We start from the raw sequence: 26734 nt of genomic DNA, 5'->3' as shown, positions 1-26734 counted from the left end.
CGCAGGAACCGGGTGTGTCGAGACCACTGGGCTCCATTGTCGAAGCCCTCGGTGGTGAACTCGTCGGCTCACCCGAGCTGGCCATCCGCCGGCTGGCCCCGCTGGCCACGGCCGAGCCGGATGCACTGGCCTTTGTTTCACACGTCCGCTACGCATCGCAAATTGCCACCACGCGCGCAGCCGGGCTGATCGTTCCGCCGTCGCTGCGTGGTGCTGCCAGCGAGCGCGGTGCGTGCATCGTCACCGACGATCCTTACCTGTACTTTGCCCGTCTCACGCAATGGTGGCGACGGGAGCATGCGCCCGCGTCGGTGGCAGGCATCCATTCGACCGCTTTGGTTCACCCAACTGCCGAGTTGGCGCCAGGCGTCGATGTCGGTGCGTTTGCCGTCATCGCTGCCGGCGTTCGCGTTGGCTCGGGCGTTCGCATCGGGGCGCACTGCGTTCTCGGCGAGCATGCGCAGGTCGGTGCGAACACCCAGTTGCACCCGCGTGTGACGGTGGGGGAGCGCTGCACCTTGGGCGAGCGTTGTGTGGTGCATTCCGGCGTGGTCATCGGCGCGGACGGTTTCGGCTTTGCGCCGCAGCAAGGTGAGTGGATCAAGATCGAGCAACTTGGCGCTGTGCGCATTGGCAACGACGTCGAGATTGGCGCCAATACCTGCATCGACCGCGGCGCGCTGGACGACACCGTGATCGAGGACGGCGTGAAGCTCGACAACCTGATCCAGATCGGCCACAACGTGCACGTGGGTGCCCACACAGCCATGGCTGGATGCGTGGGGGTGGCCGGCAGTGCCACCATCGGCGCGGGCTGCACCATCGGAGGTGGCGCGGTGGTGTTGGGCCATTTGAAGCTGGGCGACGGCGTGCATGTGTCCGCGGCCTCGGTCGTCACCCGCTCCTTGCTCAAGCCCGGTCACTACACCGGCATGTTTCCCATCGACGACAATGCGAGCTGGGAAAAAAATGCTGCATCGCTCAAGCAGCTCAACCGCATTCGCGAACGCCTCAAGGTGGCGGAACATGCGATCGAACAGGCCCTACAGAACAACACAAAGCCATGATGGACATTCACCAGATTCTCAAGCAATTGCCCCACCGCTATCCGTTCCTGCTGGTGGACCGGGTCCTGGAGCTTGAAAAGGGCAAGAGCATCAAGGCGCTCAAAAACGTGACCATCAACGAGCCGTTTTTCGTCGGGCACTTCCCGCACCGCCCGGTGATGCCGGGTGTGCTGATGCTTGAAGCCATGGCGCAAGTCGCCGCCTTGCTGGCTTTCGACACCCTTGGTGTGACGCCGGACGACAAGACGGTGTACTACTTCGCCGGCATCGACGGTGCGCGTTTCAAGCGCCCGGTGGAGCCGGGCGATCAGTTGGTGATGGACGTGACGCTGGACCGCATGAAGGCCGGCATCTTCAAGTTCAAGGGCGTCACCCGCGTGGGCGAACAGGTGGCGTGCGAAGCGGAGCTGATGTGCACCATGCGCACCCTCGCCTGACGGTGGAGGAGGGCGCTCTGTGTCTCTGATCCACCCCACCGCGCTGGTGGACCCGGCCGCCGAACTCGACAGTTCGGTCGCGATCGGCCCCTACACCGTGATCGGTCCGAACGTGAAGGTCGGCGCGGGCACCACGATCGGTGCGCATTGCGTGATCGAGGGCCATACAACCATTGGACGTGACAACCGCATCTTCCAGTTCAACTCGCTGGGCGCGGTGCCGCAGGACAAGAAATACGCTGGTGAACCGTGTGAGCTCATCATCGGTGACCGCAACACCGTTCGCGAGTTCTGCACCTTCAATATTGGCTCGCCCGGGGATCGCGCGAAGACCCAGGTCGGCAACGACAACTGGATCATGGCTTACGTGCATCTGGCGCACGACTGCCTGGTGGGCAACCACACCATCTTCGCCAACAACTCCCAACTTGCAGGCCACGTGGTGGTGGACGACTGGGTGATCCTCGGTGGCTTCACCGTGGTGCACCAGTTCGTGCGTGTGGGTGCGCACGCCATGACGGCCATGTGCTCGCTGCTGTTCGCCGATCTGCCGCCGTTCGTGATGTGTCAGGGTCAGCCGGCGCAGGCGCGCTCCATGAACTTCGAAGGTCTGCGCCGCCGCGGTTTTTCGCCCGAGCGCATCTCGGCCGTCAAGGCCATGCACAAGGCGCTGTACCGCGAAGACCTCAAGCTGGAGCAGTCGATGGAGCGCATCCGTTCCCTGACCGACAAGACGCCCGATGCCGCGCCCGACGTGGCCATGATGCTGGATTTCCTCGGGCAGGTGTCGCCCCAGCGCGGCATTGTCAGGTAGATGAGCACCCCCCGCGTCGCCTTCGGCGCCACCCCCCTGGAAGGGGGGCGACACCTGAGGCCCGGCGGAGCCGGTTCCTCGGTGTCCCTGGGTGGGGCCACCGCACGCGCGCTGGAGCCCGTCAAGTGAAGCGCTTTGCCCTGGTGGCGGGCGAGACCTCGGGTGATCTGCTCGCGGGCCTGTTGCTCGGTGGGGTGCGGCAGCGCTGGCCCGATCTGAAGTCGTTCGGCATTGGCGGCCAGCAGATGGCGGCCCAAGGATTTGAGGCCTGGTGGCCCAGCGAAAAACTGGCGGTGCGCGGGTACGTGGAGGTGCTGCGCCATTACCGGGAGATCATCGGCATCCGTGCGCAATTGCTGCAGCGCCTGTTGTCCAGCGACCGGCCCGACGTGTTCATTGGCGTCGACGCACCCGACTTCAATCTGGATCTGGAAGCCAGCCTGAAGGCCAGCGGCGTGCGCACCGTCCATTTCGTGTGCCCGTCTGTCTGGGCCTGGCGCGCCGAGCGGGTCGACAAGATCCGCCGCAGCGCCGACCATGTTCTGTGCATCTTCCCGTTTGAACCCGAGTTGCTGGCCCGGCATGACATTGCCTCGACCTACGTGGGTCACCCCCTGGCCAATGTGATACCGCTGACGCCGGACCGATCTGCCGCCAGGGTCGCCCTGGGTCTGCGCGATGAAGACACCGTGGTGGCGATCCTGCCGGGCAGCCGAGCCTCCGAGGTGCAGTACCTTGCCCAAGTGTTCTTCGAAGCCGCCGTGCGCCTGCGTAGCCAAAGGCCGGGCATCCGGTTCGTGGTGCCGGCCGTGCCGGCACTGCGCGAGCGCATCGGGGACGCTGCCCGCAACGCCGGCCTGGGTGCCGAGCTACAAGTGATTGCCGGCCAGTCACACATGGCGTTGGCCGCCTGTGACGTGACCTTGATCGCCAGCGGCACGGCCACGCTGGAGGCGGCACTGTTCAAGCGCCCGATGGTGATTGCGTACAACATGAACTGGCTGTCGTGGCAGATCATGCGGCGCAAGCAACTGCAGCCCTGGGTGGGCCTGCCCAACATTCTGTGTGGCGAATTTGTGGTGCCGGAGTTCCTGCAAGAGGCGGCGTCGCCCCAGGCCCTGGCTCAAAGCGTGCTGGACTGGCTCGACGCGCCTGCGAGAATCGAAGCTTTGCAACAGCGCTTCACGGCGTTGCACCACACCCTGCGGCGCGATACTGCCCAACTGGCTACCGATGCGATCGAAAAAGTTCTTGAAGGCTGAGCAGGCACACCTGGCCTGGCATGTGCCCGGTCTGGTGGCCGGGGTGGACGAAGCCGGGCGCGGCCCGCTGGCCGGGCCGGTGGTGGCCGCGGCCGTGATTCTGGACGACCGCTCGCCCATCAAGGGGCTGGCCGATTCGAAGCAGCTCACCGCGTTGAGCCGCGAGCGCCTGTATGACGAAATCCGCGCCAAGGCGCTCTGCTGCAGCGTTGCGCAGGCCTCTGTAGAGGAGATCGATCAGCTCAACATCCTGCAAGCCACCATGTTGGCCATGCGCCGCGCTGTGCTGGGACTGCGCCTGAAGCCCAACAAGGTGCTGGTGGACGGCAACCGCCTGCCGGCGCTGGACGTGCTGGCCGAGGCCATTGTTTCGGGCGATGCGCTGGTGCACTGCATTTCTGCGGCCTCCATCCTGGCCAAGGTCACGCGCGATCGGCTGCTGTGTGAACTGCATTTGCAGCACCCTGAATACGGATTCGATCGCCACAAGGGTTACGGCACGGTCGAACACCTGCGTGCGCTGCAGGAGCACGGGGCGTTAAAGATGCATCGGCGAACGTTTGCGCCGGTGGCGCGGGTACTCGCCCAGGCAGTGTTGACGGGAGCGCAGCCGCTTGAGTGAACCCGCCCCCATCACCTCGCGCGACAACCCGCTGCTCAAGCGCCTGCGCGTGCTGGCGCAGGACAACACGGCCTACCGCAAACAGGGACAGGTCTGGCTTGAGGGCGACCACCTCTGCCGGGCCCTGCTCGCGCGCGGTCATCGGCCCGCCGTGGCCGTGTTCACCGAGGACGCCTGGGCACAGGCCCCGCACGACTTGCGCGACGCGTCCGACCACAACGTGACCGTGCCGCGCGCGCTCATGGCTTCCATCAGCGGTCTTGAGTCGCCGGCTGGCGTGGGCTTTGTGTGGGATCTGCCCAGATCCACCGCGCTGGACCCAGGCCAGGCCGCCGTGGTGCTGGACTGTCTGCAGGACGCCGGCAACGTGGGCTCCATCTTGCGCAGCGCGGCGGCGTTCGGTTTTGGCCAGGTGCTCGCGCTCAAAGGCACGGCTGCGCTCTGGTCGCCCAAGGTGCTGCGTGCGGGCATGGGTGCGCACTTTGCCTTGCGCCTCGTTGAAGGCCTGTCGGTGGGCGATCTCGCTGCGCTGGAGGTGCCGCTGCTGGTGACCAGCTCGCACCAGGGTAATCTGCTGCACCAGGCCGCTTTGCCATGGCCTTGCGGCTGGGTGCTCGGGCACGAGGGGCAGGGCGTGAGCACCGCGTTGCAGGCCATGGCCTCGCAATCGGTGCGCATTGCGCAGCCAGGTGGTGAAGAGTCGCTCAACGTGGCCGCTGCTGCCGCCATCTGCCTGCACGCGAGCGCGGCGGAGCGCGAGGCCAGCATATAATTCCGGGGTTTACCCGCAATCAGCGCGACGCGCGCTCACCCCGGTTCCTCACCCCAGGTTTTGTCCGTCCGGGCCCCCAGTCGATGAGGGGCAGGGCGGGTGCGAAGCCTGCGCGGCACCAACCGCCGGTGGCCTGCGTTTCGCCCCACTTCTGGAGTCCCATCCGTGCTTCCCGTCCACCCGAAAGCCCTTCTCGCGCTCGCCGACGGCACGGTCTTTACAGGCGTCTCCATCGGCGCCACCGGTCAGACCACGGGTGAGGTCGTGTTCAACACCTCGCTCACCGGCTACCAGGAAATCCTCACCGATCCGAGTTACTGCCAGCAGATCGTGACCCTCACGTATCCGCACATCGGCAACACCGGCATCAACGCTGAAGACGTCGAAGCCAGCCGGATCCACGCCGCTGGCCTGATCATCAAAGACCTGCCCCTGCTGGCCTCCAACTTCCGCAGCACCGAAACCCTCTCGCACTACCTGCAGCGCGAAGGCACGGTCGCCATTGCCGACCTCGACACCCGCGCCCTCACGCGCCGCCTGCGCACCCATGGCGCACAGAACGGCTGCATTGTGGCGCTGCCCGCCGGCACCACCATCACCGAGGCCCACCGCGCCGCGGCCGTGGCCGCGGCGAAATCCGCTCCCAACATGGCGGGACTGGATCTGGCCAAGGTGGTCTCAGCCACCGAACCCTACGCCTGGACGCAGACCGAGTGGCAACTTGGCTTCGGCTACGGCGAACAGATCGCACCGCGTTTCCATGTGGTGGCCTACGACTTCGGGGTGAAGAACAACATCCTGCGCATGTTGGCGCAGCGGGGCTGCAAGATCACCGTGGTGCCGGCTCAGACGCCCGCGTCCGACGTGTTCAAGCTCAAGCCCAACGGCGTTTTTCTCTCCAATGGCCCGGGCGATCCGGAGCCTTGCGACTACGCCATTGCCGCCACGCGCGAGATCATCGAAGCAGGCGTGCCCACCTTCGGTATCTGCCTGGGCCACCAGATTCTTGCGCTGGCCAGTGGCGCCAAGACCTTCAAGATGAAGTTCGGCCACCACGGCGCCAACCATCCGGTGAAGGACCTCGACAACGGCCGTGTCTCAATCACCAGCCAGAACCACGGCTTCGCGGTGGACGAGAAGAACCTGCCGGCTACGTTGCGCGCCACCCACGTAAGCCTGTTCGACGGCACGCTGCAGGGCCTGGCCCGCACCGACAAGCCCGCCTTCTGCTTTCAGGGCCACCCCGAGGCATCGCCCGGCCCGCACGACATCGGCTACCTGTTCGACCGTTTCATCGATCTCATGCAGGCACGTGTGCCTGCTACCGCCTGAGGCCATCGCACCATGAAGCTCTTCAGTTTTCCAGTGTTCGCCATCGAGAAAGCCATCGGCAAGCGCATGCTGACGCTGGAGGCCCCGCACAAGGACTGGTTCGCCCAGCGCTGGGCGCAGAAGCCCTACCGCAAGGCGTTTCTGGAAAACAAGGCCGGGCCGCTGGTGACGCTGCTGGCCAAGGGAAAAACCTGGGACGATGAGACCTTCAACACCGAACTGGCTGCCTGGGACGCGCGCTTTTACGCCGCTGAAGTCGAGGTGCTGCGTCCCCTGATCGAAGGCGACGGCCTGCTGCAACTGATGCAGAAAAACGTGCCGGCCGAGCGACTGCAGGCCTTGCTGAACACACTGGATACCCAGCGCCAGGCCTGAGCCGGCGCGCACCCATCGCGAACCACATGCCCAAAAGAACCGACATCCAAACCGTCCTCATCATCGGCGCCGGCCCGATCATCATTGGCCAGGCCTGTGAGTTCGACTACTCCGGCGTGCAGGCCTGCAAGGCCTTGCGCGAAGAGGGCTACAAGGTGGTGCTGATCAACAGCAACCCCGCGACCATCATGACCGACCCGGCCACCGCCGACGTCACCTACATCGAACCCATCACCTGGCAGACGGTCGAGAAGATCATTGCCAAGGAGCGCCCGCTGGCGAAGGGCGGCTTCGCCATCCTGCCGACCATGGGTGGCCAGACCGCGCTGAACTGCGCGCTCGACCTCTGGCGCCATGGCGTGCTGGCGAAGTACGACGTGGAGCTGATCGGCGCGACGCCCGAGGCGATCGACAAGGCCGAGGACCGCCTGAAGTTCAAGGACGCCATGACCAAGATCGGTCTGGGTTCGGCGCGCTCGGGCATTGCCCACAGCCTCGAAGAGGCCTGGGGCGTGCAGAAGACCGTGGGCTTCCCCGTGGTGATCCGCCCCAGTTTCACGCTGGGTGGCACCGGCGGCGGCATCGCCTACAACCCGGAAGAATTTGAGGTGATCTGCAAGCGCGGCCTGGAAGCCTCGCCGACCAGCGAACTGCTGATCGAAGAATCGCTGCTTGGCTGGAAAGAGTACGAGATGGAAGTGGTGCGCGACAAGGCGGACAACTGCATCATCGTGTGCTCGATCGAAAACCTGGACCCCATGGGCGTGCACACGGGCGACTCGATCACCGTGGCGCCCGCCCAGACGCTGACGGACAAGGAATACCAGATCCTGCGCAACGCCTCGCTGGCCGTGCTGCGCGAGATCGGTGTGGACACGGGTGGCTCCAACGTGCAGTTCTCCATCAACCCCGCCGACGGTCGCATGGTGGTGATCGAGATGAACCCGCGTGTCTCGCGCTCGTCTGCACTCGCCTCCAAGGCCACCGGCTTTCCCATCGCCAAGGTGGCGGCCAAGCTGGCCATCGGCTACACACTGGACGAACTGCGCAACGAGATCACCGGGGGCGCCACGCCCGCCAGCTTCGAGCCCAGCATCGACTACGTGGTCACCAAGATTCCGCGTTTTGCGTTCGAGAAGTTTCCCACCGCCGACAGCCGCCTGACCACGCAGATGAAGAGCGTGGGCGAGGTCATGGCCATGGGCCGCACGTTCCAGGAATCGTTCCAGAAAGCCCTGCGCGGCCTGGAAGTGGGCGTGGACGGCATGAACGAGAAGACGCAGGACCGCGAGACGCTGGAGCGTGAACTCGGCGAGCCCGGTCCGGACAGGATCTGGTACGTGGGCGACGCGTTTGCCGCCGGCTGGACGATGGACGAGGTGCATCAGTTCACCAAGATCGACCCGTGGTTCCTGGTGCAGATCGAAGAGATCGTGAAGATCGAGCTCGCGCTTGAAAAGACCAGCCTGGACGCCATCGACGCCGAGACGCTGCGCGGCCTGAAGAAAAAGGGCTTTTCCGACCGCCGCCTGGCCAAGCTGCTCAAGACCAACGACCAGGCGGTGCGCGAGCGCCGCATTGCCGAGAACATCCGCCCGGTCTACAAGCGCGTGGACACCTGCGCCGCCGAGTTCGCCACCGACACCGCCTATCTGTACTCGACCTACGAGGGCCACGGCGACGGTGAGTGTGAGGCGGAGCCGACGAACAACAAGAAGATCATGGTGCTTGGTGGCGGGCCCAACCGCATCGGCCAGGGCATCGAGTTCGACTACTGCTGTGTGCACGCGGCGCTCGCGATGCGCGAAGACGGCTACGAGACCATCATGGTCAACTGCAACCCCGAGACCGTGTCGACCGATTACGACACCAGCGACCGCCTGTACTTCGAGCCGCTCACCCTCGAAGACGTGCTGGAAATCGTGGACAAGGAAAAGCCGCTGGGTGTGATCGTGCAGTACGGCGGCCAGACGCCGCTCAAGCTTGCGCTGGGCCTGGAGGCCGCAGGCGTGCCCATCATCGGCACCAGCCCCGACATGATCGATGCAGCCGAAGACCGCGAACGCTTCCAGCAACTGCTGCACACGCTGGGTCTTCGCCAGCCGCCCAACGCCACCGCGCGCGCCGAGCCCGAAGCACTTGAAAAAGCCGCCGCGCTGGGGTACCCGCTGGTGGTGCGCCCGAGCTATGTGCTGGGCGGCCGCGCGATGGAAATCGTGCACGAGCAGCGCGACCTTGAGCGCTACATGCGCGAAGCCGTCAAGGTCAGCCACGATTCGCCCGTGCTGCTCGACCGCTTCCTCAACGATGCGATCGAGTGCGACGTGGACGCGATCCGCGACCACACCGGCCGTGTGTTCATCGGCGGCGTGATGGAGCACATCGAACAGGCCGGCGTGCACAGTGGTGACTCCGCCTGCTCGCTGCCGCCGTACTACCTGAGCAAGGCCACGGTGGACGAACTCAAGCGCCAGACCGCGGCCATGGCCGAGGGCTTGAACGTGATTGGCCTGATGAACGTGCAGTTCGCGATCCAGGAAGTGGAAGAGAACGGCGTGAAGAAGGACGTGATCTTCGTGCTCGAAGTCAACCCGCGCGCCTCGCGCACCGTGCCTTTCGTTTCCAAGGCCACCGGCATCCAGCTGGCCAAGGTGGCGGCGCGCTGCATGGCCGGCCAGTCGCTCGATGATCAAGGCATCGGCGCCGAGGTCACGCCGCCGTACTTCAGTGTCAAGGAAGCCGTGTTCCCGTTCGTGAAGTTCCCGGGCGTGGACACCATCCTCGGCCCCGAAATGAAGTCCACTGGCGAGGTGATGGGCGTGGGCAAGACCTTCGGTGAAGCCTTCGTCAAGAGCCAACTGGGCGCTGGCACCAAGCTGCCGACGTCGGGCAAGGTGTTCCTGACGGTGAAGAACGGCGACAAGCCGCGCGCGGTGGACATCGCACGTCAGCTGGTCGCCATGGGTTTCGAGCTGGTCGCCACCCGCGGTACCGCCGCGGCGATCAGCGCGGCCGGTGTGGCCGTTCAGACGGTGAACAAGGTGACCGAGGGTCGCCCGCACATCGTCGACATGATCAAGAACGGCGATATCGTGTTGGTGATCAACACGGTGGAAGAGCGCCGCAATGCCATCACCGACTCGCGCGCCATCCGCACCTCGGCGCTGCTGGCCCGTGTGACGACCTTCACCACCATCGCTGGCGCCGAAGCCGCGGTGGAAGGCATGAAGTACCTGGACAAGCTGAGCGTGATCTCGGTGCAGGAGATGCACGGGCAGCTCTGATCCCTGCTGAGGTGGTTTCGGGTTGTTCCCAGTGGAGCCGGGGACTACCCGGGGCATAATTGTTCACAGTACACCGCCGACCGGCAACGCTCGGCGGTTTCCTTTTGTATCGACGCAGACGAAGACTGCTGCATCCCCGACTTCCGGAGCACCACATGGCCACCCTACCCATCACCAAGCGCGGCGCAGAAAAACTTAAGGACGAGCTTCATCGCCTGAAGACCGTGGACCGCCCCTGGGTGATCAACGCGATTGCCGAAGCGCGCGCGCAGGGCGATCTAAGCGAAAACGCCGAATACGACGCCGCCAAGGACCGCCAAGGCTTCATCGAAGGTCGCATTGCCGAGATCGAGGGCAAGCTGTCGGCCGCGCAGATCATCGATCCGACCGCGGTGGACGCCGGCGGCAAGGTTGTATTTGGTGCCACGGTGGAGCTGGAAGACGAAGCCAGCGGTGCGGCCGTCACGTATCAGATCGTGGGCGAAGACGAGGCCGACCTCAAGCTGGGATTGGTGAACATCGGCAGCCCGATTGCGCGCGCGCTGATCGGCAAGGAAGAGGGCGATGTGGCCGAGGTCCAGGCACCGGGTGGCACCAAGCGCTTCGAGATCGTGGCCGTGCGCTACGCCTGATGCCGCTGCAGCGCCAGGCCATCCTGATCGCCGCCCTTTGGTGGGGTGGCATGAGCGCACTGAGCTTTCTCGCCGTGCCGCTGTTGTTTGCCACGCTGGGCAGTCCGGCCGTGGCAGGGCCCATGGCCGCGAATATTTTTTCCCTCCAATGCTGGGTCGGCCTCGTGTTCGGCATGGCCTTGCTGGTGATCCTGCGCCGCTGGCGTGGCGAGGGCGCCAACATAGCGCCCGCCGCACTCACCACCATGGGCTTCGTGCTGTTCGCGATGTTGCTCGCGCTGTTGCAGGAATTCGCCGTGGCCCAGAACATCGTCACCGCCCGTGCCAGCGGCGGCAACCTGCGCCTTTGGCATGGCATGGGCACCGCGATGGTGCTGGGTCAGTGGCTGTGCGCTGGCGCCGTGTTGTGGCGTCTCAGCGCGCCGCGCATCGGCCAGGATTAGGCGACCAGGCGTTCGGCCGATTCGAGCGTGTTGACCATCAGCATGGTGATGGTCATGGGTCCCACACCACCGGGCACCGGGGTGATCCAGCCGGCGACTTGCCGCACCCCTTCAAAGTCCACATCGCCGCACAGCTTGCCTTCGTCATTGCGGTTCATGCCCACGTCGATCACCACCGCACCGGGCCTGACCATGTCGGCTGTGAGCACGTTGCGCTTGCCCACTGCGGCCACGATCACGTCGGCTTGCAGCGTCATGGCCTTGAGATCGGGGGTGCCGCTGTGGCAGATGGTGACCGTGGCGTTCTGCTGCAGCAGCATGAGTGCCATGGGCTTGCCGACGATGTTGCTGCGCCCGATCACCACCGCGTGTTTGCCCTTGAGCTCGTAGCCGATGCTCTCCAGCATCTTCATGCAGCCGTAGGGCGTGCAGGGCCAGAAACCGGGCATGCCGGTCATGAGCGCGCCTGCGCTGGCGATGTGGAAGCCGTCGACGTCCTTGGCAGGCGAGATCGCCTCGATGACCTTCTGCGCCTCAATGTGCGCGGGCAACGGAAGCTGCACCAGGATGCCGTGGATGGTGGGGTCGGCATTGAGTGCATCCACGCGCGCAAGCAGTGCTGCCTCGGTCATGGTGGCGGGCCAACGCTCCAGCACCGAGTGCATGCCGGTGTCTTCACAGGCCTTGACCTTGTTGCGCACATACACCTGCGACGCCGCGTTCTCGCCCACCAGGATCACCGCCAGACCCGGCGTGATGCCACGTGCTTTCAGAGCGGTAACCCGCGCCGTCACGTCGGCGCGAAGTTGGCGGGAGAGGGCGTTGCCGTCGATGAGTTGTGCGGTCATGGGATGATCGGTCTGCGGTTGAAATGGAAACGCCCGCCGGGAAGGGCGGGCGTTGATCGGGTGTGTTTGGTTGGTGTGTCAGGCCTTGGCCGGGGTCTGTCCCAGCGCGATCTTCAGCAGGTCGGCCACGGTGTTGGCACCAAGTTTTTCCATGATGTTGGCGCGATGCGCCTCTACCGTCTTGATGCTGATGCCCAGATCGTCGGCAATCTGCTTGTTCAGCCGGCCGGCGACGATGCGTTCCAGCACCTGGGCTTCGCGGCTGGTGAGCTTGGAGAGCAAAGCGTCGCGGCTCACCGCCTGCTGGTGGGTGGTGAAGGCTTCGCGCGCGTGCTCAAGCATGCGTTCGACCAACGTGACGAGCTGGTCTTCCTTGAACGGCTTCTGAATGAAGTCGAGCGCGCCCTTCTTCATGGACTCCACCGCCATCGGCACGTCGCCATGGCCGGTGATGAAGACGATGGGCAGGGGGGACTGACGCTCGATCAGGCGCTCTTGCAACTCCATGCCGGTCATGCCACCCATGCGGATGTCGGCTATGAGGCAAGCCACCTCGCGGGCGTCGTAGCGGCTGAGGAATGCCTCGGCCGATTCGAAGCAGCGGACCCGGAAGTCCTTGCCTTCGAGCAGCCATTGAAGTGAGTCGCGCACCGCCTCGTCGTCATCGACCACATAGACCGTGCCTTTTTTCGGGATCAAACTCATCTCGCTCTTTCTGTGTCCGTCACCGGCTCTGTGGCTGGTCCGGTTGATGCATCGCTGACCTTCAATCTTGAAATCACGGGGATCCAGAAACTGAAGCAGCAACCCACAACCTCTTCCCCATTGTAGATGTTGTGCACATGCATCCTGCCGTGGTGGGATTCGACGATGCTGCGGCACAGTTTCAGGCCAATGCCCATCCCCTCGCTCTTGGTGCTGTAGAAGGCTTCGTAGATGCGCTCGATCATCTCGTCGGGCACGCCGTTGCCTGAGTCGCGCACCGAGAACTCGACCACGTCCAGATCATCCTGGCGGCGCGGCCCCACGCGCAGCTCGACATAGCGCTCTCCGGGCGCACGGCCTGCCTGCATGATGGCCTCGCCGGCGTTTTTCAGCAGGTTGATCAGCACCTGCTCGATCAGGATGGGATCGACCATCAGGCTGGGCAGGCGCGCCGCCACATAGGGCGACAGGCGCACCTGGTGGCGGCGCAGTTCGATGTCGGCCAGCTCGATCGCGTTGCTCACCATCTGCGCCACGTCAGACGGCGCCGGGTTGGGTTCGCTGCGTTTTACGAAGGCCTTGATGCGCTGGATGATCTGCCCGGCGCGCTGTGCCTGGCGAGCGGTCTTCTCCAGCGCTCCCAGCAGGTCTTCCGTACTGATCCGGTTTTCGTTGACGCGCGAGATCATGCCGTTGCAATAGTTGCTGATCGCAGTGAGCGGCTGGTTGAGCTCGTGCGCCACGCTCGACGCCATCTCACCCATGGTGATCAGGCGGCTCGCGGTCTGCGCGCGTTCAGCCTGGCGCGAGGCCTGCTCTTCGGCATAGCGGCGCGGCGTGATGTCGCTGGCAATCACCATCTGCGCCAGGCGCCCGTCGACCCAGGTGAGGTAGCGCGTGCGCACCTCCAGCCAGCGGTCGAGTTCTTCCACGAACACCTCGGCATTTTCCGCACCGGCGTCCGTCAAGGTTTCGGTGGGCATGCCGGCGAAGGCGTCCACCGCATCGCCGTCGTCCGGGCTGGGCGTGGGCTGGTTGCCCGCCAGGTCCACCAAATGGCGGTGACCCTGGCCGCGCGTGCCGAACCACATGCGGTACATCTTGTTGGCGAACAGCATTTCGTCGCTGCCCAGCGGCGCCACCGACACGGCCGAGTCCAGGCTTTCCAGCACGGTGGTGAAGCGCTCATAGGACGCAGAGAGTTCCTCGCGAATGCGCTTGGGCTCGGTGATGTCGGTCATCGAGGTCATCCAGCCGGTCTGGTGGCCCTTGGGATCGATCAACGGTGAAACATACATGCGCGCGTCGAAGATGCTGCCGTCGCGGCGTTGCACCCGGACCTCGAAGCCTCCGGGCGTGGAGCGCCCGCGCAGCTCGTCTTCCAGGCGGGCCGACAGCTGGTCGTGGTCTTCGTCAGGCCAGTAAGGGAAGGGGGCGGTGCGCCCCACCAACTCGCCTTCGGTCCAGCCCGTCATCGAGCAGAAGGCCGGGTTCACGTAGGTGATGCGGCCCTGCATGTCGAGCGCGCGCATGCCGGTGAGCATGGAGTTCTCCATGGCGCGGCGAAAGTTGGTCTCTGACACCAGGGCTTGCTGCGCCTGCACGCGCCGGCGTGTGTGGCGCCAGGTTCCGAGCAGCATCCACACCGTGAGGGCAGAGAGCGCGCCGATCACCCAGAAGAAGCCGCTGCCCACGATGTCCTGCGAGGTCCGGTAGCCCTGCGCCTTCACGATCAATCCGTTGCCCACCGGCGAAACCGGCACCTCGTGCTCCAGCGGCGGGTTGGACCAGGGCAACAAGCGCAGCACATCGCTGGGCGCCTGCAGGCTTCCCGCGAGCACCTGGCCCCGGTCGTCCACCAGCGCCACCGCGTAGCGCGCCATGATCTCCGGGGGCATGCCGAAGCGCATGAGGCCGTCAATGGCGTACTCGCCCATGACGGTGCCGGCAAAGCGGCCTTGCTCGCTGAGTGGCACATGCAGCATCAGCGTCGCGTTGCGCGGGTCCTGGGTTTCCAACGGGCGCGAATAGGTGGGTTGACGCAAATCGCGCGCGAGGTCGAAGGTGCCGTCGGTTTCGTTCGGAGACAGCGTGCTGCCGGTCGAGCGCATCAGGCGCAACGGTGCGCTGGGGGAGGTGTAGCTGGCGAGCACGTTGCGTCGGGCGTCCACCCAGGTCACGGCCAGTAATTCGGGGAACTGGCTCACCAGCGTTTCGACCTGAAACACGAACTCTTCCGTGTCGATGTCCCGATTGTCGATCTCGCGGGCCAGTCGCATCAGCTGCTCCTGGCGCTCCAGCAGGCGCAGGCGCAAGCGTTGCTGCGCGTACTCCACATCGCGCGTCACGGCTTCCTGCTCGCGCTCAAGTTCTTCAAATCGCAGATAAGTGATGGCCACCACGATGGCCGAGAGGAACAGCAGCACCGACAGCAACGGCGCCAGCGTGGCAAAACGGTCCTGCCGAGACGGCGGCAGACGTCGCCACCAGCGTTTCCACCAAGGCGCCGGTGCGGCTTTTGGCGGTGGTGCTGCAGGTGTCGAGGGCGCTGAACTCATAGCCTGCCGAGTCTACGTGAGCAAGCGCCCAATGCTTCCATTTGTGCAGCGCCAGTGTGGCGAATCTCCGCTTTTCAGTGCCATTCATTATTTCATAATGTAGAAACTGAAAGCACATATTGAAATTTGAAAGGCATTGTGGGAAACTCCGTGACAGCGCGGAATGACCCCCGTAAGCTCGATTTCAATCAACAGGAGACAAGCATGGCAGCGAACAACGCTCAGGACGGCCGCGGCGCCGGCGACCTGGATACCCAGGAAACACGCGAATGGATGGAGGCGCTGGGCGCCGTGATCGAGCGGGAGGGCCCCGAGCGCGCCCACTTCCTCCTGGAGCAACTGCTTGAGGAGGCTCGCCAGCACAGCATCGACCTGCCGTTTTCGGCCACCACGGGCTATGTGAACACCATCGAGCCGAATCAGGAAGAGCGCTGCCCGGGCAACATCGAGATCGAAGAGCGCCTGCGTGCCTACATGCGCTGGAACGCCATGGCCATGGTGGTCAAGGCCAACCGCCACAACCCCGAAGACGGTGGCGACCTCGGCGGCCACATCGGTTCATTTGCTTCGCTGGCCCACATGTTCGGTGCCGGCTTCAACCACTTCTGGCACGCCGAGAGCGAGAACCATGGTGGTGACTGCCTCTACATCCAGGGCCACGTGTCGCCTGGCGTGTATGCCCGCGCCTACCTTGAAGGACGCCTGACCGAAGAGCAACTGCTCAACTTCCGCCAGGAAGTCGATGGCAAGGGCCTCTCCAGCTACCCGCACCCCAAGCTGATGCCCGAGTTCTGGCAGTTCCCCACGGTGTCCATGGGCCTGGGCCCGCTGATGGCGATCTACCAGGCGCGTTTCCTGAAGTACCTGCACGCCCGTGGCATCGCCAACACCGAGAACCGCAAGGTCTGGGTGTTCTGCGGTGATGGCGAGATGGACGAAGTCGAATCGCTGGGCGCGATCAGCCTGGCCGCGCGCGAGAACCTCGACAACCTGATCTTCGTGGTGAACTGCAACCTGCAACGCCTGGACGGCCCGGTGCGCGGCAACGGCAAGATCATTCAGGAGCTCGAAGGCGAGTTCCGCGGCTCCGGCTGGAACGTGATCAAGCTGCTGTGGGGCAGCGAGTGGGATTCGCTGCTGGCGCGCGACAAGGACGGTGCGCTACGCAAGATCATGATGGACACGGTCGACGGCGACTACCAGGCATTCAAGGCCAACGACGGTGCCTACGTGCGCAAGCATTTCTTCGGCCGCGACCCCAAGACGCTGGAGATGGTGGCTCACCTCAGCGACAACGACATCTGGAACCTCAAGCGCGGTGGACACGACCCGCAGAAGGTTTATGCGGCGTACCACAAGGCTGTCAACCACAAGGGGCAGCCGACCGTGCTCCTGATCAAGACCGTCAAGGGCTTCGGCATGGGCAAGTCGGGCGAGGGCAAGAACACGGTCCATCAGACCAAGAAGCTCACCGACGAAGACATCAAGATCTTCCGTGACCGCTTCAACCTGCCGATCCCGGACAGCGAACTCTCCAAGATTCCGTTCTACAAGCCGGCCGACGACACGCCGGAAATGCGTTATCTGCACGAGCGCCGCCAGGCCCTGGGTGGCTATCTGCCCAAGCGCCGCACCAAGGCCGACGAGAGCTTCACCGTGCCCTCGATCGAGACCTTCAAGGCCGTGATGGAGCCCACCGTGGAAGGCCGCGAGATATCGACCACGCAGGCCTACGTGCGTTTCCTCACCCAGCTGCTGCGCGATCAGGCCCTGGGCCCACGCGTTGTGCCCATCCTGGTCGATGAGGCGCGCACCTTCGGCATGGAAGGCCTGTTCCGCCAGATCGGCATCTACAACCCCGCAGGCCAGCAGTACACCCCGGTCGACAAGGACCAGGTCATGTACTACAAGGAGGACAAGGCTGGCCAGATCCTGCAGGAAGGCATCAACGAGGCCGGCGGCATGAGCAGCTGGATCGCGGCTGCCACGAGTTACAGCACGAGCAACCGCATCATGGTGCCGTTCTACGTGTACTACTCGATGTTCGGTTTCCAGCGCATCGGCGACCTGGCCTGGGCGGCTGGCGACATGCAGGCGCGCGGCTTCCTGCTGGGTGGCACCTCCGGGCGCACCACGCTCAACGGCGAAGGCCTGCAACACGAAGACGGCCACAGCCACATCCTTGCTGGCACCATTCCCAACTGCATCAGTTACGACCCGACCTTCGCACACGAAGTTGGCGTGATCCTGCACCACGGCTTGAAGCGCATGGTGGAGAAACAGGACAACGTCTTCTACTACCTGACGCTGCTCAACGAAAACTACGCCATGCCTGGCCTCACGCCTGGCACCGAAGACCAGATCATCAAAGGCATGTACCTCTGCAAAGAGGGCGCCAAGCTGACCCCGCGCGTGCAGCTGTTGGGCTCCGGCACCATCCTGCGCGAATCCATCGCCGCGCAGGAACTGCTGGAGAAAGACTGGGGCGTGGCCGCCAACGTGTGGAGCTGCCCGAGTTTCAACGAACTCACGCGCGATGGCCAGGACGCCGAGCGCTGGAACCTGCTGCACCCGACCGAGCCGCAGCGCGTCTCGTTTGTGGCGAAGCAGCTGGAAAAGCACACCGGCCCGGTGGTGGCTTCCACCGACTACATGAAGAACTACGCCGAGCAGATCCGGCCCTTCATTCCCAAGGGTCGCACCTACAAGGTATTGGGCACCGATGGCTTTGGCCGCAGCGACTTCCGCAGCAAGCTGCGCGAGCACTTCGAGATCAATCGCCACTACATTGTGGTGGCGGCGCTCAAGGCGCTGAGCGAAGAAGGCACAGTGCCTGCGGCCAAGGTGGCCGAAGCCATTGCCAAGTACGGCATCAAGGCCGACAAGATCAACCCGCTGTACGCCTGATACGGCGAGGAGACAACAACATGGCACTCATAGATGTGAAAGTCCCGGACATCGGCGACTTCGACGAAGTCGCGGTGATCGAACTGCTGGTGAAGGTGGGCGACACGGTCAAGGCCGAGCAGTCACTGATCACGGTGGAGTCCGACAAGGCTTCGATGGAGATTCCTTCGAGCACGGCGGGCGTGGTGAAGGAACTCAAGGTGTCGCTGGGCGACAAGGTGAAAGAGGGTTCGGTGGTGCTGGTGCTTGAGGCCGCGGGTGAAGCCGCAGCTCCCGCTCCGGCAGTCGCGCCCTCAGTCGCGGCTGCCGCGCCCGCGGCCGCTCCTGCCCCGGCGGCAGCGGCGCCGGCAGCGGCCCCTGCCGCCAGCGGCCCCGTCGAGGTGCATGTGCCCGACATCGGTGACTTCAAGGACGTTGCCGTGATCGAGGTGCTGGTCAAGCCCGGCGACAAGATCGCGCTGGAGCAAAGCCTGATCACGGTGGAGTCCGACAAGGCTTCGATGGAGATCCCGTCGTCGCACGCCGGCGTGCTCAAAGAGCTCAAGGTCAAGGTGGGCGACACGGTCAACATCGGTGACTTGCTGGCGATTCTGGAAGGTGTTGCGGCGGCGAGCCCCTCACCTCAGCCCTCTCCCCAAGGGGGCGAGGGAGCCAAACCCGCCGCTCCGGCCGCACCCGCTGCGGCTGCTCCGCAGGCTGCGAGCGTTTCCGCGCCTGCAGCTCCCGCCCACAACCCCACTGCAGTTGTCCCTTTGGGCCTACCCCACGCCTCGCCGTCGGTGCGCAAGTTCGCCCGCGAACTCGGCGTGCCGCTGGCCGAGGTGAAGGGCTCGGGCCTCAAGGGCCGCATCACCGCCGAGGACATCCACTCGTTCACGAAATCCGTGATGGCCGGCACGGTGCAGACCACCGCGCAAGCGGCCAAGGCCCCGGCTTCCGCTGGCGGTGGCGGTGGCGGCTCCGAGCTGGGCCTGATCCCCTGGCCCAAAGTGGACTTCGCGAAATTCGGCCCGATCGAGCGCAAGGAGATGGGCCGCATCAAGAAGATCAGCGGCGCCAACCTGCTGCGCAACGCGATCATGATTCCGGCCGTCACCAACTTCGACGACGCCGACATCACCGACCTCGAAGCCTTCCGCGTCTCCACCAACAAGGAGAACGAGAAGAGCGGCGTCAAGGTGACCATGCTCGCTTTCCTGATCAAGGCCTGCGTGGCCGCGCTCAAGAAATTCCCCGAGTTCAACAGCTCGCTCGATGGCGACGCGCTGGTCTACAAGCAGTTCTGGCACATCGGCTTTGCGGCTGACACGCCCAACGGCCTGATGGTTCCGGTGATCAAGGACGCCGACAAAAAGGGCGTGCTGCAGATCAGCCAGGAAATGGGTGAGCTCGCCAAGAAAGCGCGCGAGGGCAAGCTGAGCCCGGCCGAGATGAGCGGTGCCACGTTCACCATCTCCAGCCTGGGCGGTATCGGTGGGCGTTACTTCACGCCCATCATCAATGCACCCGAGGTGGCCATTTTGGGTGTGTGCAAGAGCCAGATGGAACCGGTGTGGGACGGCAAGGCGTTTGCGCCTCGCCTGATGCTGCCGCTCTCCTTGACCTGGGACCACCGCGTGATCGACGGCGCTGCGGCGGCGCGCTTCAACGCCTACCTCGGTCAGATCCTCGGCGACTTCCGTCGCGTTCTGCTCTAAGGAATGACGATGGCACTGATCGATATACAAGTACCGGACATTGGCGACTTCGACGAAGTCGCGGTCATTGAACTGCTGGTCAAACCGGGCGACACCGTGAAGGCCGAGCAATCGCTCATCACGGTGGAGTCCGACAAGGCCTCGATGGAGATTCCATCAAGCGCCGCTGGCGTGGTGAAGGAGCTCAAGGTCAAACTGGGCGACAAGGTGAAGCAGGGCAGTGTGGTGTTGACGCTGGAGGTTGCCGGTGAGGCCGCTGCGGCGCCTGCTCCCGCAGCTTCACCGGCGCCAGCTGCCGCTGCACCGAACGCACTTGCTGCGGCTGCGCCAAATGCTTCTGCTTTCGGTGGCAGCGCCGACCTCGAGTGCGACGTGCTCGTGCTCGGCGGCGGTCCCGGTGGTTACAGTGCGGCCTTCCGCGCGGCCGACCTGGGCCTGAAGGTCGTGCTGGTCGAGCGCTACGCCAGCCTGGGTGGTGTGTGTTTGAACGTGGGCTGCATCCCCTCCAAGGCGCTCTTGCACGTGGCTGCCGTGATGGACGAGGTCAGCCACATGGCCGATCTGGGCGTGGACTTCGGCCGCCCGGTGGTCAACATCGAGAAGCTGCGTGGCCACAAGGAAAAGGTGATTGGCAAGCTCACCGGCGGCCTGGCCGCCATGGCCAAGATGCGCAAGGTCACCACGGTTCGGGGTTACGGCGCCTTCGTGGGTGCGAACCACCTCGAGGTGGAAGAAACCAGCGGAACGGCGCAGGAAAAGACTGGCAAGAAGCAGGTGATCGCCTTCAAGAAGGCCATCATCGCGGCCGGTTCGCAAGCCGTGCGTTTGCCCTTCATGCCCGAAGACCCGCGCGTGGTGGACAGCACCGGGGCCCTGGCACTCAAGGAAGTCCCGAAGCGCATGTTGATCCTGGGCGGCGGCATCATCGGCCTGGAGATGGGCACGGTCTACAGCACGCTGGGTGCACGCCTGGACGTGGTGGAGATGCTCGATGGCCTGATGCAGGGCGCCGACCGCGACCTGGTGAAGATCTGGCAGAAGTTGAACGCCAAGCGCTTCGACAACATCATGCTCAAGACCAAGACGGTGGGGGCCAAGGCCACGCCCGAAGGCATCGAGGTGACGTTTGCCGCGGCCGAAGAGGGCGGTACGGCGCCACCACCGCAGACCTACGACCTGGTGCTGCAGGCCGTGGGCCGCACGCCCAATGGCAAGAAGATCGCGGCCGAGAAGGCCGGTGTGGCGGTGACCGACCGCGGCTTCATCAACGTCGACATCCAGATGCGCACCAACGTGCCGCACATCTTCGCCATCGGCGACATCGTGGGCCAACCCATGCTGGCGCACAAGGCGGTGCACGAGGCGCACGTGGCGGCAGAGGTGATTGCGGGCGAACTGCAAGGCAACAAGGAACTGGCGGCCGCGGCGTTCAATGCGCGCGTGATCCCCAGCGTCGCCTACACCGATCCCGAGGTGGCCTGGGTGGGCCTCACCGAGGACCAGGCCAAGGCACAGGGCATCAAGGTCAAGAAAGGCCTGTTCCCGTGGAATGCCTCCGGCCGCGCGATTGCCAACGGCCGCGACGAGGGCGTGACCAAGCTGCTGTTCGACGATTCACCCGAAGCCCATGGCCACGGCAAGATTTTGGGCGGGGGCATGGTCGGCACGCACGCGGGCGACATGATCGGCGAGATCGCGCTGGCCATCGAGATGGGCGCGGACGCGGTGGACATCGGCAAGACCATCCACCCGCACCCCACGCTGGGCGAGAGCATCGGCATGGCCGCGGAGATTGCGCACGGCTCGTGCACGGACGTGCCTCCGCAGCGCAAATAAACGCGCCCGGTCCAAAAAAAACCGCCAGGCCTCACGGATTGGCGGCCTTTCTCATGGGTGCGATTCAACGCGGGGGGACGCGGTTGGCCAGTGGCGCGCTGCGGTGGTCGGGCAGCAGTTTGCAGGTGCCGCCATAGGCGGCCTCATAGCCTTTGCAGTAGAAGCCGCCAAGGCCGTCTTCGCCCGCATCGTGTGCCCACTCTTCTGCCGAGCTGGGCCTGTCTCGCGCCAACGGCGGCTCACTGTTTGGTTTGTTCGCACCGAAGGGCACGCCGACAGCCCGGCTCGATCACCTGAACATGAAGATCAACCGGGCCCGCAGGTTCAAGGGCCTTTGTCGGCCATCTGCACGCGACGCGCGCCATTGAAGCGCTTACTCCAGTACGCCATGCGCATGTCTTCCACGCGCACGTGTGACCCGGAGCGAGGCGAGTGGATGAACTTGCCGTCACCCACATAGATGCCCACGTGACTGAATGCGCGACGCATGGTGTTGAAGAACACCAGATCACCGGGTTTGAGTTCGCTGCGGTCGATTTCCTGGGTGGCGGCCGCCTGTTCATCGGAGCGGCGTGGAAGGATCTTGCCCACCGACTGCTCGAAAACGGCGCGAACAAAACCGCTGCAGTCGAAGCCGGTGTCCACCGTGTTGCCGCCGTATCTGTAGGGGACCCCCAGGAATGCCATGGCATTGATGACCAGCCCGGAGGCCTGCTCACCCACGGTGTCGCGTGCGTGCTGGATATGGCTGCCCAGGCGGGATATCAGGCCTTTCTCAGTCAGCAAACTGTCCATATCTTCATACGCGGCGTCGGGAGGCGCGGCATGGGCCGCGGCAGCGAAGCTGAGCATGAGGACAGGGAAGATTCGACGCATGGCCCGCAGGGTATCGGCGATACCTGATGAAGTCAAGCGAGAAATACCCTGCAAAGCATTGATTTTGTTGAGTTTTGCCGCGGACGTCCTGCAAATCAACTGACCACCCCTTGGCAAGAGCCTTCGGCATGGTTTTGACTGCAAGGTGCAATGACTGAATATGGTCAGTTTGAATGAGTGAAGATCAATTTGTTGATCGATGTTTAATTTTATTAAGTCTTGTTCAAATATTCGATCGACCAAGCCTGTGATTGGTAAACTGCCGACATGGAAGTCCAGTTGCACGAGCTCACCCCGGTCTTGTCGACCGCCGAGCAGGAGGCTGCGCAACGCCAGCAGCAGCAACGCCAACAGCGCCAGCTGGCCATGTCCGATACCCGCCGCGCGTTGGTGCTGGACGCCGCGCGCAGCGTGTTTGCCGAGAACGGTGTGGAGGGGGCGAGCATCCGTGAGATTGCCCGTCGTGCCGGCTACACCCCGGGTGCGATCTACAGCTATTTCGACAACAAGGAAGCCATCTACGCCGCGCTGCTCGCTGAGTCGCTGGAGCGGCTCAACGCCGAGGTGGCGTCTGCCCGGCATTCCAAGCTGCAGCCGCAACTGACCCTGGCAGCCAAGGCGCAAGCCTGGTTTGGTTTTTACGCCCGCAGTCCGCGCGACCTGGATCTCTGCTTTTATCTGGTCCAGGGCTTGGCGCCGCGCGGCCTCGACGGTGAACTCAACCAGCATCTCGATGGCCGCCTGCAGGACGCCCTGCGTCCTTGCGAGCTGGCGTTGCAGGCCATGGGTTTGTCGCCCGAGTCCGCATTGCGGGAAAACACGGCCCTGTTCGCACACGGCGTGGGTTTGCTGCTGCTGCTGCACACTGGCCGCATCCGGTTGTTTGGGCAATCGGTAGAACCGCTTTTCACGGCTTATGTGGAACAGCTCGTGGAGCGCCTGAACCCGGGCGCGTTTGCAGCCCTACGGGGGCTCGATCAGCCGGATTTGTTCGGCCTTTGACGCTCGTCAGGCGAAGACGCGAACTGCGCTGCGAAAATCCAGCATCCCGAGCGAATTGAACGACACACGAAACAAGGAAAGACGAGCATGCTGCTGGACGCTGAAGACTCCCAACTGGTGCTGGTGGACTACCAGGCCCGCCTGATGCCCACCCTCTTCGAGGGCCCGCAGGTGTTGGCCAATGCGCTGCGCCTGGCCCGCATGGCCCAACTGCTGGAAGTGCCGGCCTTTGGCACCGAGCAGAACCCCGAGAAGCTCGGTCCCAACCCGCCGGAGTTGCGCGAACTCTGCCGCAAGACGCTGGCCAAGATGCACTTTGGTGCGGTGTCCGACGGACTGGGGGACTGGCTGCGCCCGCCTGCGCGCCCGGCCCAGGGTGGCGGCAACGCGCGCAGCCTGCCCAAGCATCTGCAGAAGCCCGCGGCAGCGCCTGCCGCCGAACGCCAGACCGTGGTGGTGGCCGGCTGTGAAGCCCACGTGTGCCTGATGCAGACCGCGCTGGAACTGATCGAGCAGGAGTTCGACGTGTGGGTGGTGACCGATGCCTGCGGCTCGCGCACCGAGCGCAACCGGGACGCCGCCTTTGACCGTCTGGCCGGCGCCGGCGCCGAACTGGTGACAACCGAGATGGTGGCTTTCGAGTGGTTGCGCACCGCGGACCATCCGCTGTTTCGCGAGGTGCAGGCGCTCATCAAATAGGGCCGGCAGGGCATGCGCCAGGTGGTGGCACCGGGCGCATGTCAGCCTGTCGAAAGCCGCCTGGCCATAATTATGAATTCAGTTTGGGTGAAGCCACCCGACACAACCCCAGCAGGAGACATGCATGAGCCAAAACCAGGGCTACACCGAGTTCTACCGCCGCTCCATCGAAGACCGCGACGCCTTCTGGACCGAACAGGCCGCCCTGGTGGACTGGAAGAGACCGTTCGACCGCGTCTGCAACGACGACAACCCCCCGTTTGCCCGATGGTTCGAAGGGGGGCTCACCAACCTCTGCCACAACGCGGTGGACCGGCATCTGAAAGATCGCCCCGACCAGAACGCGCTGATCTTCGTTTCCACCGAAACCGACGTGGAGCGCAGCTACAGCTTTCGTGAATTGCATGCCGAGGTGCAGCGCATGGCCGCGGTGCTGCTCGGTCAGGGCGTCAAAAAGGGCGATTGCGTCCTGATCTACATGCCGATGATCCCGGAGGCCGCCTTCGCCATGCTGGCCTGCGCCCGCATTGGCGCCATTCACTCGGTGGTGTTTGGAGGCTTTGCCAGCCATTCGCTGGCCAGCCGCATCGAGGACGCCTCGCCCGTGGCCATCGTCAGCGCCGACGCCGGTTCGCGCGGCGGCAAAGTGGTTGAGTACAAGCCGCTGCTGGACGAGGCCATCCGCCTGTCGGCCCACAAGCCGGCCCGGGTCGTGATGGTCAACCGCGGCCTGGCGCCCATGAAGCTCGTCCCGGGGCGTGATGTGGACTACGCCAGCGCGCGCGAACGGCAGCTGGACACCGTGGTGCCCTGCGAGTGGGTGGATGCCACCCACCCGAGCTACACGCTCTACACCAGCGGCACCACCGGCAAACCCAAGGGTGTGCAGCGCGACACCGGTGGCTACGCGGTGGCACTGGCCGCGAGCATGAAGCATGTGTTCATGGGCGAACCGGGTGAGACCTACTTTTCCACCAGCGACATCGGTTGGGTGGTAGGCCACAGCTACATTGTCTATGGACCGTTGATCGCCGGCATGGCAACCATCATGTATGAGGGCCTGCCGATCCGTCCGGACGCAGGCATCTGGTGGCACCTGGTCGAGAAGTACAAGGTCAGCGTGATGTTCAGCGCGCCCACCGCCGTGCGCGTGCTCAAGAAGTACGACCCCTCGTTCATCAAGAACCACGATCTCTCCAGCCTCAAGGCGCTCTTTCTCGCGGGCGAGCCGCTGGACGAGCCGACTGCGCAATGGATCGCCGAAGCGCTGGGCAAGCCCATCATCGACAACTACTGGCAGACGGAGACTGGCTGGCCCATCCTGTCGCTGTGCAACGGCGTGGAGCCGGCCAGCAGCAAGTTCGGATCGCCCGGGCGCGCCGTCTATGGCTACAACGTCAAGTTGCTCGACGATCAGACCGGTGCGGAACTGACCGAGCCCGGGCAGAAAGGCGTGGTGGCCATCGAGGGCCCACTGCCGCCCGGCTGCATGCAGACCGTGTGGCGCGACGACGAGCGCTTCGTGAAGACCTATTGGTCGAGCGTGCCGGGCAAGATGGTCTACAGCACGTTCGACTGGGGTATCAAGGACGCGGACGGTTACTTCTTCATCCTGGGACGCACCGACGACGTGATCAACGTGGCTGGCCACCGGCTGGGCACGCGCGAGATCGAAGAGAGCATCTCCAGCCATCCGCGCATCGCCGAGGTGGCGGTGGTCGGCGTGGCCGATCAACTCAAGGGACAGGTGGCGATGGCGTTTGCCGTGGTCAAGGACGCCTCAACGCTGACCGACGACGCCTCACGCTTGAAGCTTGAAGGCGAGGTGATGAAGGTGGTGGACGAGCAACTGGGCGCGGTGGCACGCCCGGCCCGCGTGCGTTTTGTCTCGGTGTTGCCCAAGACCCGCAGCGGAAAATTGTTGCGTCGCGCCATTCAGGCGGTGTGCGAGGGGCGTGATCCTGGCGACCTCACCACCATGGATGATCCGGCCGCGTTGCAGCAGATCAAGGATTTGCTCGGCTGACAGGAGCGGTGCACATCGCACCCTTACGCTCGGCGCATGGTCGGCAAGGCGCTTTCTAAGTATGATTCATGCTTATATTCACACGAGCGACGGGCACCATGGACAAGATGATCGCATCTGACGGGCAGGTGGAACGGGTTCGGGTTTTCGAACTCGCGGCAGAACTTTTTGGTGTGCTGGCCACGCCCATGCGCCTGCGCATCCTGAGCGCCCTGTGCGACCGTGAAAAATCGGTCTCGCAGTTGCTGCAGGAAATCGACACCACCCAACCCAACCTGTCTCAGCATCTGAACCTGCTGTACCGCTCAGGGGTGCTTGCCAAACGCAAGGAAGGCACGCAAGTCATCTACCGGGTGCAAAGCGAGAAGGCCGTCATGCTGTGTCGCACGGTGTGCACCCAGATTGCGATCGAGATCGACGAGCCCAGCGCCGTTCCCGCCTCGGAACGGCTCTCGCCGCGCGTGACATCCTGATGACGGCGCCTTTGGCGCCGAACTTTTTCCTGCACTCACCGGCAAGGTGGCACAATCTCGGGTTGCA

21 protein-coding genes and 1 pseudogene are annotated in these 26734 nt (G+C 64.3%); 18 read left to right on the top strand and 4 right to left on the bottom strand.

Translation table 11 applies throughout. The features are described 5' to 3' along the window. Positions 1–14: 14 nt before the first annotated feature. The 11 genes from lpxD to ASE11_RS23645 all read left to right on the top strand — a co-directional run bounded on the left by lpxD (position 15) and on the right by ASE11_RS23645 (position 11040). A complete protein-coding gene (gene lpxD / locus ASE11_RS23695; protein WP_056277794.1) occupies positions 15–1067 on the top strand; it encodes a UDP-3-O-(3-hydroxymyristoyl)glucosamine N-acyltransferase in 1053 nt (350 codons plus the stop codon). After that, positions 1064–1504 carry a 3-hydroxyacyl-ACP dehydratase FabZ gene (gene fabZ / locus ASE11_RS23690; protein WP_056277791.1) on the top strand — a complete coding sequence of 147 codons (441 nt, stop codon included), beginning with the start codon at positions 1064–1066 and terminating at the stop codon, positions 1502–1504. The genes lpxD and fabZ overlap by 4 nt, the downstream gene beginning before the upstream one ends. Positions 1505–1523: 19 nt before the next feature. Continuing rightward, entirely contained in the window at positions 1524–2318 is a 795-nt protein-coding gene (gene lpxA, locus ASE11_RS23685) for an acyl-ACP--UDP-N-acetylglucosamine O-acyltransferase (RefSeq protein WP_056277788.1), read from the top strand. Positions 2319–2458: 140 nt separating this feature from the next. Next, positions 2459–3580 carry a lipid-A-disaccharide synthase gene (gene lpxB, locus ASE11_RS23680; protein WP_056278112.1) on the top strand — a complete coding sequence of 374 codons (1122 nt, stop codon included), beginning with the start codon at positions 2459–2461 and terminating at the stop codon, positions 3578–3580. Continuing rightward, the gene (rnhB, locus tag ASE11_RS23675; protein WP_056277785.1) at positions 3552–4202 is read left to right on the top strand and encodes a ribonuclease HII; all 651 of its coding nucleotides are present in this window, start codon (positions 3552–3554) and stop codon (positions 4200–4202) included. Before lpxB ends, rnhB begins: the two co-directional genes overlap by 29 nt. Continuing rightward, entirely contained in the window at positions 4195–4974 is a 780-nt protein-coding gene (locus ASE11_RS23670; protein ID WP_056277782.1) for a TrmH family RNA methyltransferase, read from the top strand. Before rnhB ends, ASE11_RS23670 begins: the two co-directional genes overlap by 8 nt. Before the next feature lie 165 nt (positions 4975–5139). Further along, entirely contained in the window at positions 5140–6306 is a 1167-nt protein-coding gene (carA, locus tag ASE11_RS23665; RefSeq protein ID WP_056277781.1) for a glutamine-hydrolyzing carbamoyl-phosphate synthase small subunit, read from the top strand. A 12-nt stretch (positions 6307–6318) separates the two neighbouring features. Continuing rightward, positions 6319–6681 carry a hypothetical protein gene (locus ASE11_RS23660; RefSeq protein WP_056277777.1) on the top strand — a complete coding sequence of 121 codons (363 nt, stop codon included), beginning with the start codon at positions 6319–6321 and terminating at the stop codon, positions 6679–6681. 26 nt (positions 6682–6707) lie between these two features. Then, on the top strand, positions 6708–9965 hold the full coding sequence (gene carB / locus ASE11_RS23655) for a carbamoyl-phosphate synthase large subunit (protein WP_056277775.1): 3258 nt from the start codon (positions 6708–6710) through the stop codon (positions 9963–9965). Positions 9966–10120: 155 nt separating this feature from the next. Then, positions 10121–10597, top strand: a complete 477-nt coding sequence (gene greA / locus ASE11_RS23650; RefSeq protein WP_056277773.1) for a transcription elongation factor GreA — start codon at positions 10121–10123, stop codon at positions 10595–10597. Beyond that, complete coding sequence (locus ASE11_RS23645) at positions 10597–11040, top strand: DUF4149 domain-containing protein (RefSeq protein WP_056277769.1); 444 nt, start codon at positions 10597–10599, stop codon at positions 11038–11040. Before greA ends, ASE11_RS23645 begins: the two co-directional genes overlap by 1 nt. Here the strand turns inward: ASE11_RS23645 and folD are convergent. From folD to ASE11_RS23630, 3 genes are all read right to left on the bottom strand, one after another. Then, positions 11037–11888: a bifunctional methylenetetrahydrofolate dehydrogenase/methenyltetrahydrofolate cyclohydrolase FolD gene (folD, locus tag ASE11_RS23640; RefSeq protein ID WP_056277766.1), complete on the bottom strand. Its 852-nt coding sequence runs from the start codon at positions 11886–11888 to the stop codon at positions 11037–11039. The two genes, ASE11_RS23645 and folD, sit on opposite strands and share 4 nt — an antisense overlap. Positions 11889–11966: 78 nt before the next feature. Then, entirely contained in the window at positions 11967–12593 is a 627-nt protein-coding gene (locus tag ASE11_RS23635) for a response regulator transcription factor (protein WP_056277762.1), read from the bottom strand. After that, on the bottom strand, positions 12590–15151 hold the full coding sequence (locus tag ASE11_RS23630; RefSeq protein ID WP_056277759.1) for a PAS domain-containing sensor histidine kinase: 2562 nt from the start codon (positions 15149–15151) through the stop codon (positions 12590–12592). The genes ASE11_RS23635 and ASE11_RS23630 overlap by 4 nt, the downstream gene beginning before the upstream one ends. A gap of 204 nt (positions 15152–15355) precedes the next feature. On the opposite strand from ASE11_RS23630, the gene aceE reads away from it, so the two are divergent. From aceE to lpdA, 3 genes are read left to right on the top strand one after another with little or no spacing between them, the layout of a single operon-like run. After that, positions 15356–18058, top strand: a complete 2703-nt coding sequence (aceE, locus tag ASE11_RS23625) for a pyruvate dehydrogenase (acetyl-transferring), homodimeric type (RefSeq protein WP_056277755.1) — start codon at positions 15356–15358, stop codon at positions 18056–18058. Between the two features lie 20 nt (positions 18059–18078). Then, positions 18079–19755: a dihydrolipoyllysine-residue acetyltransferase gene (gene aceF, locus ASE11_RS23620; RefSeq protein WP_056277751.1), complete on the top strand. Its 1677-nt coding sequence runs from the start codon at positions 18079–18081 to the stop codon at positions 19753–19755. Positions 19756–19764: 9 nt separating this feature from the next. After that, a complete protein-coding gene (gene lpdA / locus ASE11_RS23615; protein ID WP_056277749.1) occupies positions 19765–21591 on the top strand; it encodes a dihydrolipoyl dehydrogenase in 1827 nt (608 codons plus the stop codon). Positions 21592–21915: 324 nt separating this feature from the next. Here the strand turns inward: lpdA and ASE11_RS23610 are convergent, their stop codons facing one another. Next, entirely contained in the window at positions 21916–22467 is a 552-nt protein-coding gene (locus tag ASE11_RS23610) for a C40 family peptidase (RefSeq protein WP_056277747.1), read from the bottom strand. A 267-nt stretch (positions 22468–22734) separates the two neighbouring features. Here ASE11_RS23610 and ASE11_RS23605 point away from each other — a divergent pair, with 267 nt between their 5' ends. From ASE11_RS23605 to ASE11_RS23590, 4 genes and pseudogenes are all read left to right on the top strand, one after another. Next, positions 22735–23469 carry a TetR/AcrR family transcriptional regulator gene (locus tag ASE11_RS23605; protein ID WP_056277744.1) on the top strand — a complete coding sequence of 245 codons (735 nt, stop codon included), beginning with the start codon at positions 22735–22737 and terminating at the stop codon, positions 23467–23469. 87 nt (positions 23470–23556) lie between these two features. Next, positions 23557–24168, top strand: a complete 612-nt coding sequence (locus tag ASE11_RS23600; RefSeq protein ID WP_056277742.1) for an isochorismatase family protein — start codon at positions 23557–23559, stop codon at positions 24166–24168. Between the two features lie 121 nt (positions 24169–24289). After that, a pseudogene (locus tag ASE11_RS23595) lies at positions 24290–26194 on the top strand (propionate--CoA ligase); the annotation flags it as partial. A gap of 98 nt (positions 26195–26292) precedes the next feature. Beyond that, positions 26293–26667, top strand: coding sequence for an ArsR/SmtB family transcription factor (locus tag ASE11_RS23590; protein ID WP_082585987.1), 375 nt, complete (start codon positions 26293–26295; stop codon positions 26665–26667). Positions 26668–26734 lie beyond the last annotated feature (67 nt).

Source organism: Hydrogenophaga sp. Root209, assembly GCF_001428625.1.
In the GTDB taxonomy this organism is placed as follows: Bacteria; Pseudomonadota; Gammaproteobacteria; order Burkholderiales; family Burkholderiaceae_C; genus Hydrogenophaga.
This window is presented reverse-complemented; position numbering and strand designations above follow the sequence as displayed.

What these genes read in the sequence shown, in the direction of transcription:
- fabZ (WP_056277791.1), top strand. Translation starts at nt 1,064, where the DNA reads ATGATGGACATTCACCAGATTCTCAAGCAATTGCCCCACCGCTATCCG.
- rnhB (WP_056277785.1), top strand. Translation starts at nt 3,552, where the DNA reads ATGCGATCGAAAAAGTTCTTGAAGGCTGAGCAGGCACACCTGGCCTGG.
- ASE11_RS23660 (WP_056277777.1), top strand. Translation starts at nt 6,319, where the DNA reads ATGAAGCTCTTCAGTTTTCCAGTGTTCGCCATCGAGAAAGCCATCGGC.
- carB (WP_056277775.1), top strand. Translation starts at nt 6,708, where the DNA reads ATGCCCAAAAGAACCGACATCCAAACCGTCCTCATCATCGGCGCCGGC.
- greA (WP_056277773.1), top strand. Translation starts at nt 10,121, where the DNA reads ATGGCCACCCTACCCATCACCAAGCGCGGCGCAGAAAAACTTAAGGAC.
- ASE11_RS23645 (WP_056277769.1), top strand. Translation starts at nt 10,597, where the DNA reads ATGCCGCTGCAGCGCCAGGCCATCCTGATCGCCGCCCTTTGGTGGGGT.
- folD (WP_056277766.1), bottom strand. Translation starts at nt 11,888, where the DNA reads ATGACCGCACAACTCATCGACGGCAACGCCCTCTCCCGCCAACTTCGC.
- ASE11_RS23635 (WP_056277762.1), bottom strand. Translation starts at nt 12,593, where the DNA reads ATGAGTTTGATCCCGAAAAAAGGCACGGTCTATGTGGTCGATGACGAC.
- ASE11_RS23630 (WP_056277759.1), bottom strand. Translation starts at nt 15,151, where the DNA reads ATGAGTTCAGCGCCCTCGACACCTGCAGCACCACCGCCAAAAGCCGCA.
- aceE (WP_056277755.1), top strand. Translation starts at nt 15,356, where the DNA reads ATGGCAGCGAACAACGCTCAGGACGGCCGCGGCGCCGGCGACCTGGAT.
- aceF (WP_056277751.1), top strand. Translation starts at nt 18,079, where the DNA reads ATGGCACTCATAGATGTGAAAGTCCCGGACATCGGCGACTTCGACGAA.
- lpdA (WP_056277749.1), top strand. Translation starts at nt 19,765, where the DNA reads ATGGCACTGATCGATATACAAGTACCGGACATTGGCGACTTCGACGAA.
- ASE11_RS23610 (WP_056277747.1), bottom strand. Translation starts at nt 22,467, where the DNA reads ATGCGTCGAATCTTCCCTGTCCTCATGCTCAGCTTCGCTGCCGCGGCC.
- ASE11_RS23605 (WP_056277744.1), top strand. Translation starts at nt 22,735, where the DNA reads ATGGAAGTCCAGTTGCACGAGCTCACCCCGGTCTTGTCGACCGCCGAG.
- ASE11_RS23600 (WP_056277742.1), top strand. Translation starts at nt 23,557, where the DNA reads ATGCTGCTGGACGCTGAAGACTCCCAACTGGTGCTGGTGGACTACCAG.
- ASE11_RS23590 (WP_082585987.1), top strand. Translation starts at nt 26,293, where the DNA reads ATGGACAAGATGATCGCATCTGACGGGCAGGTGGAACGGGTTCGGGTT.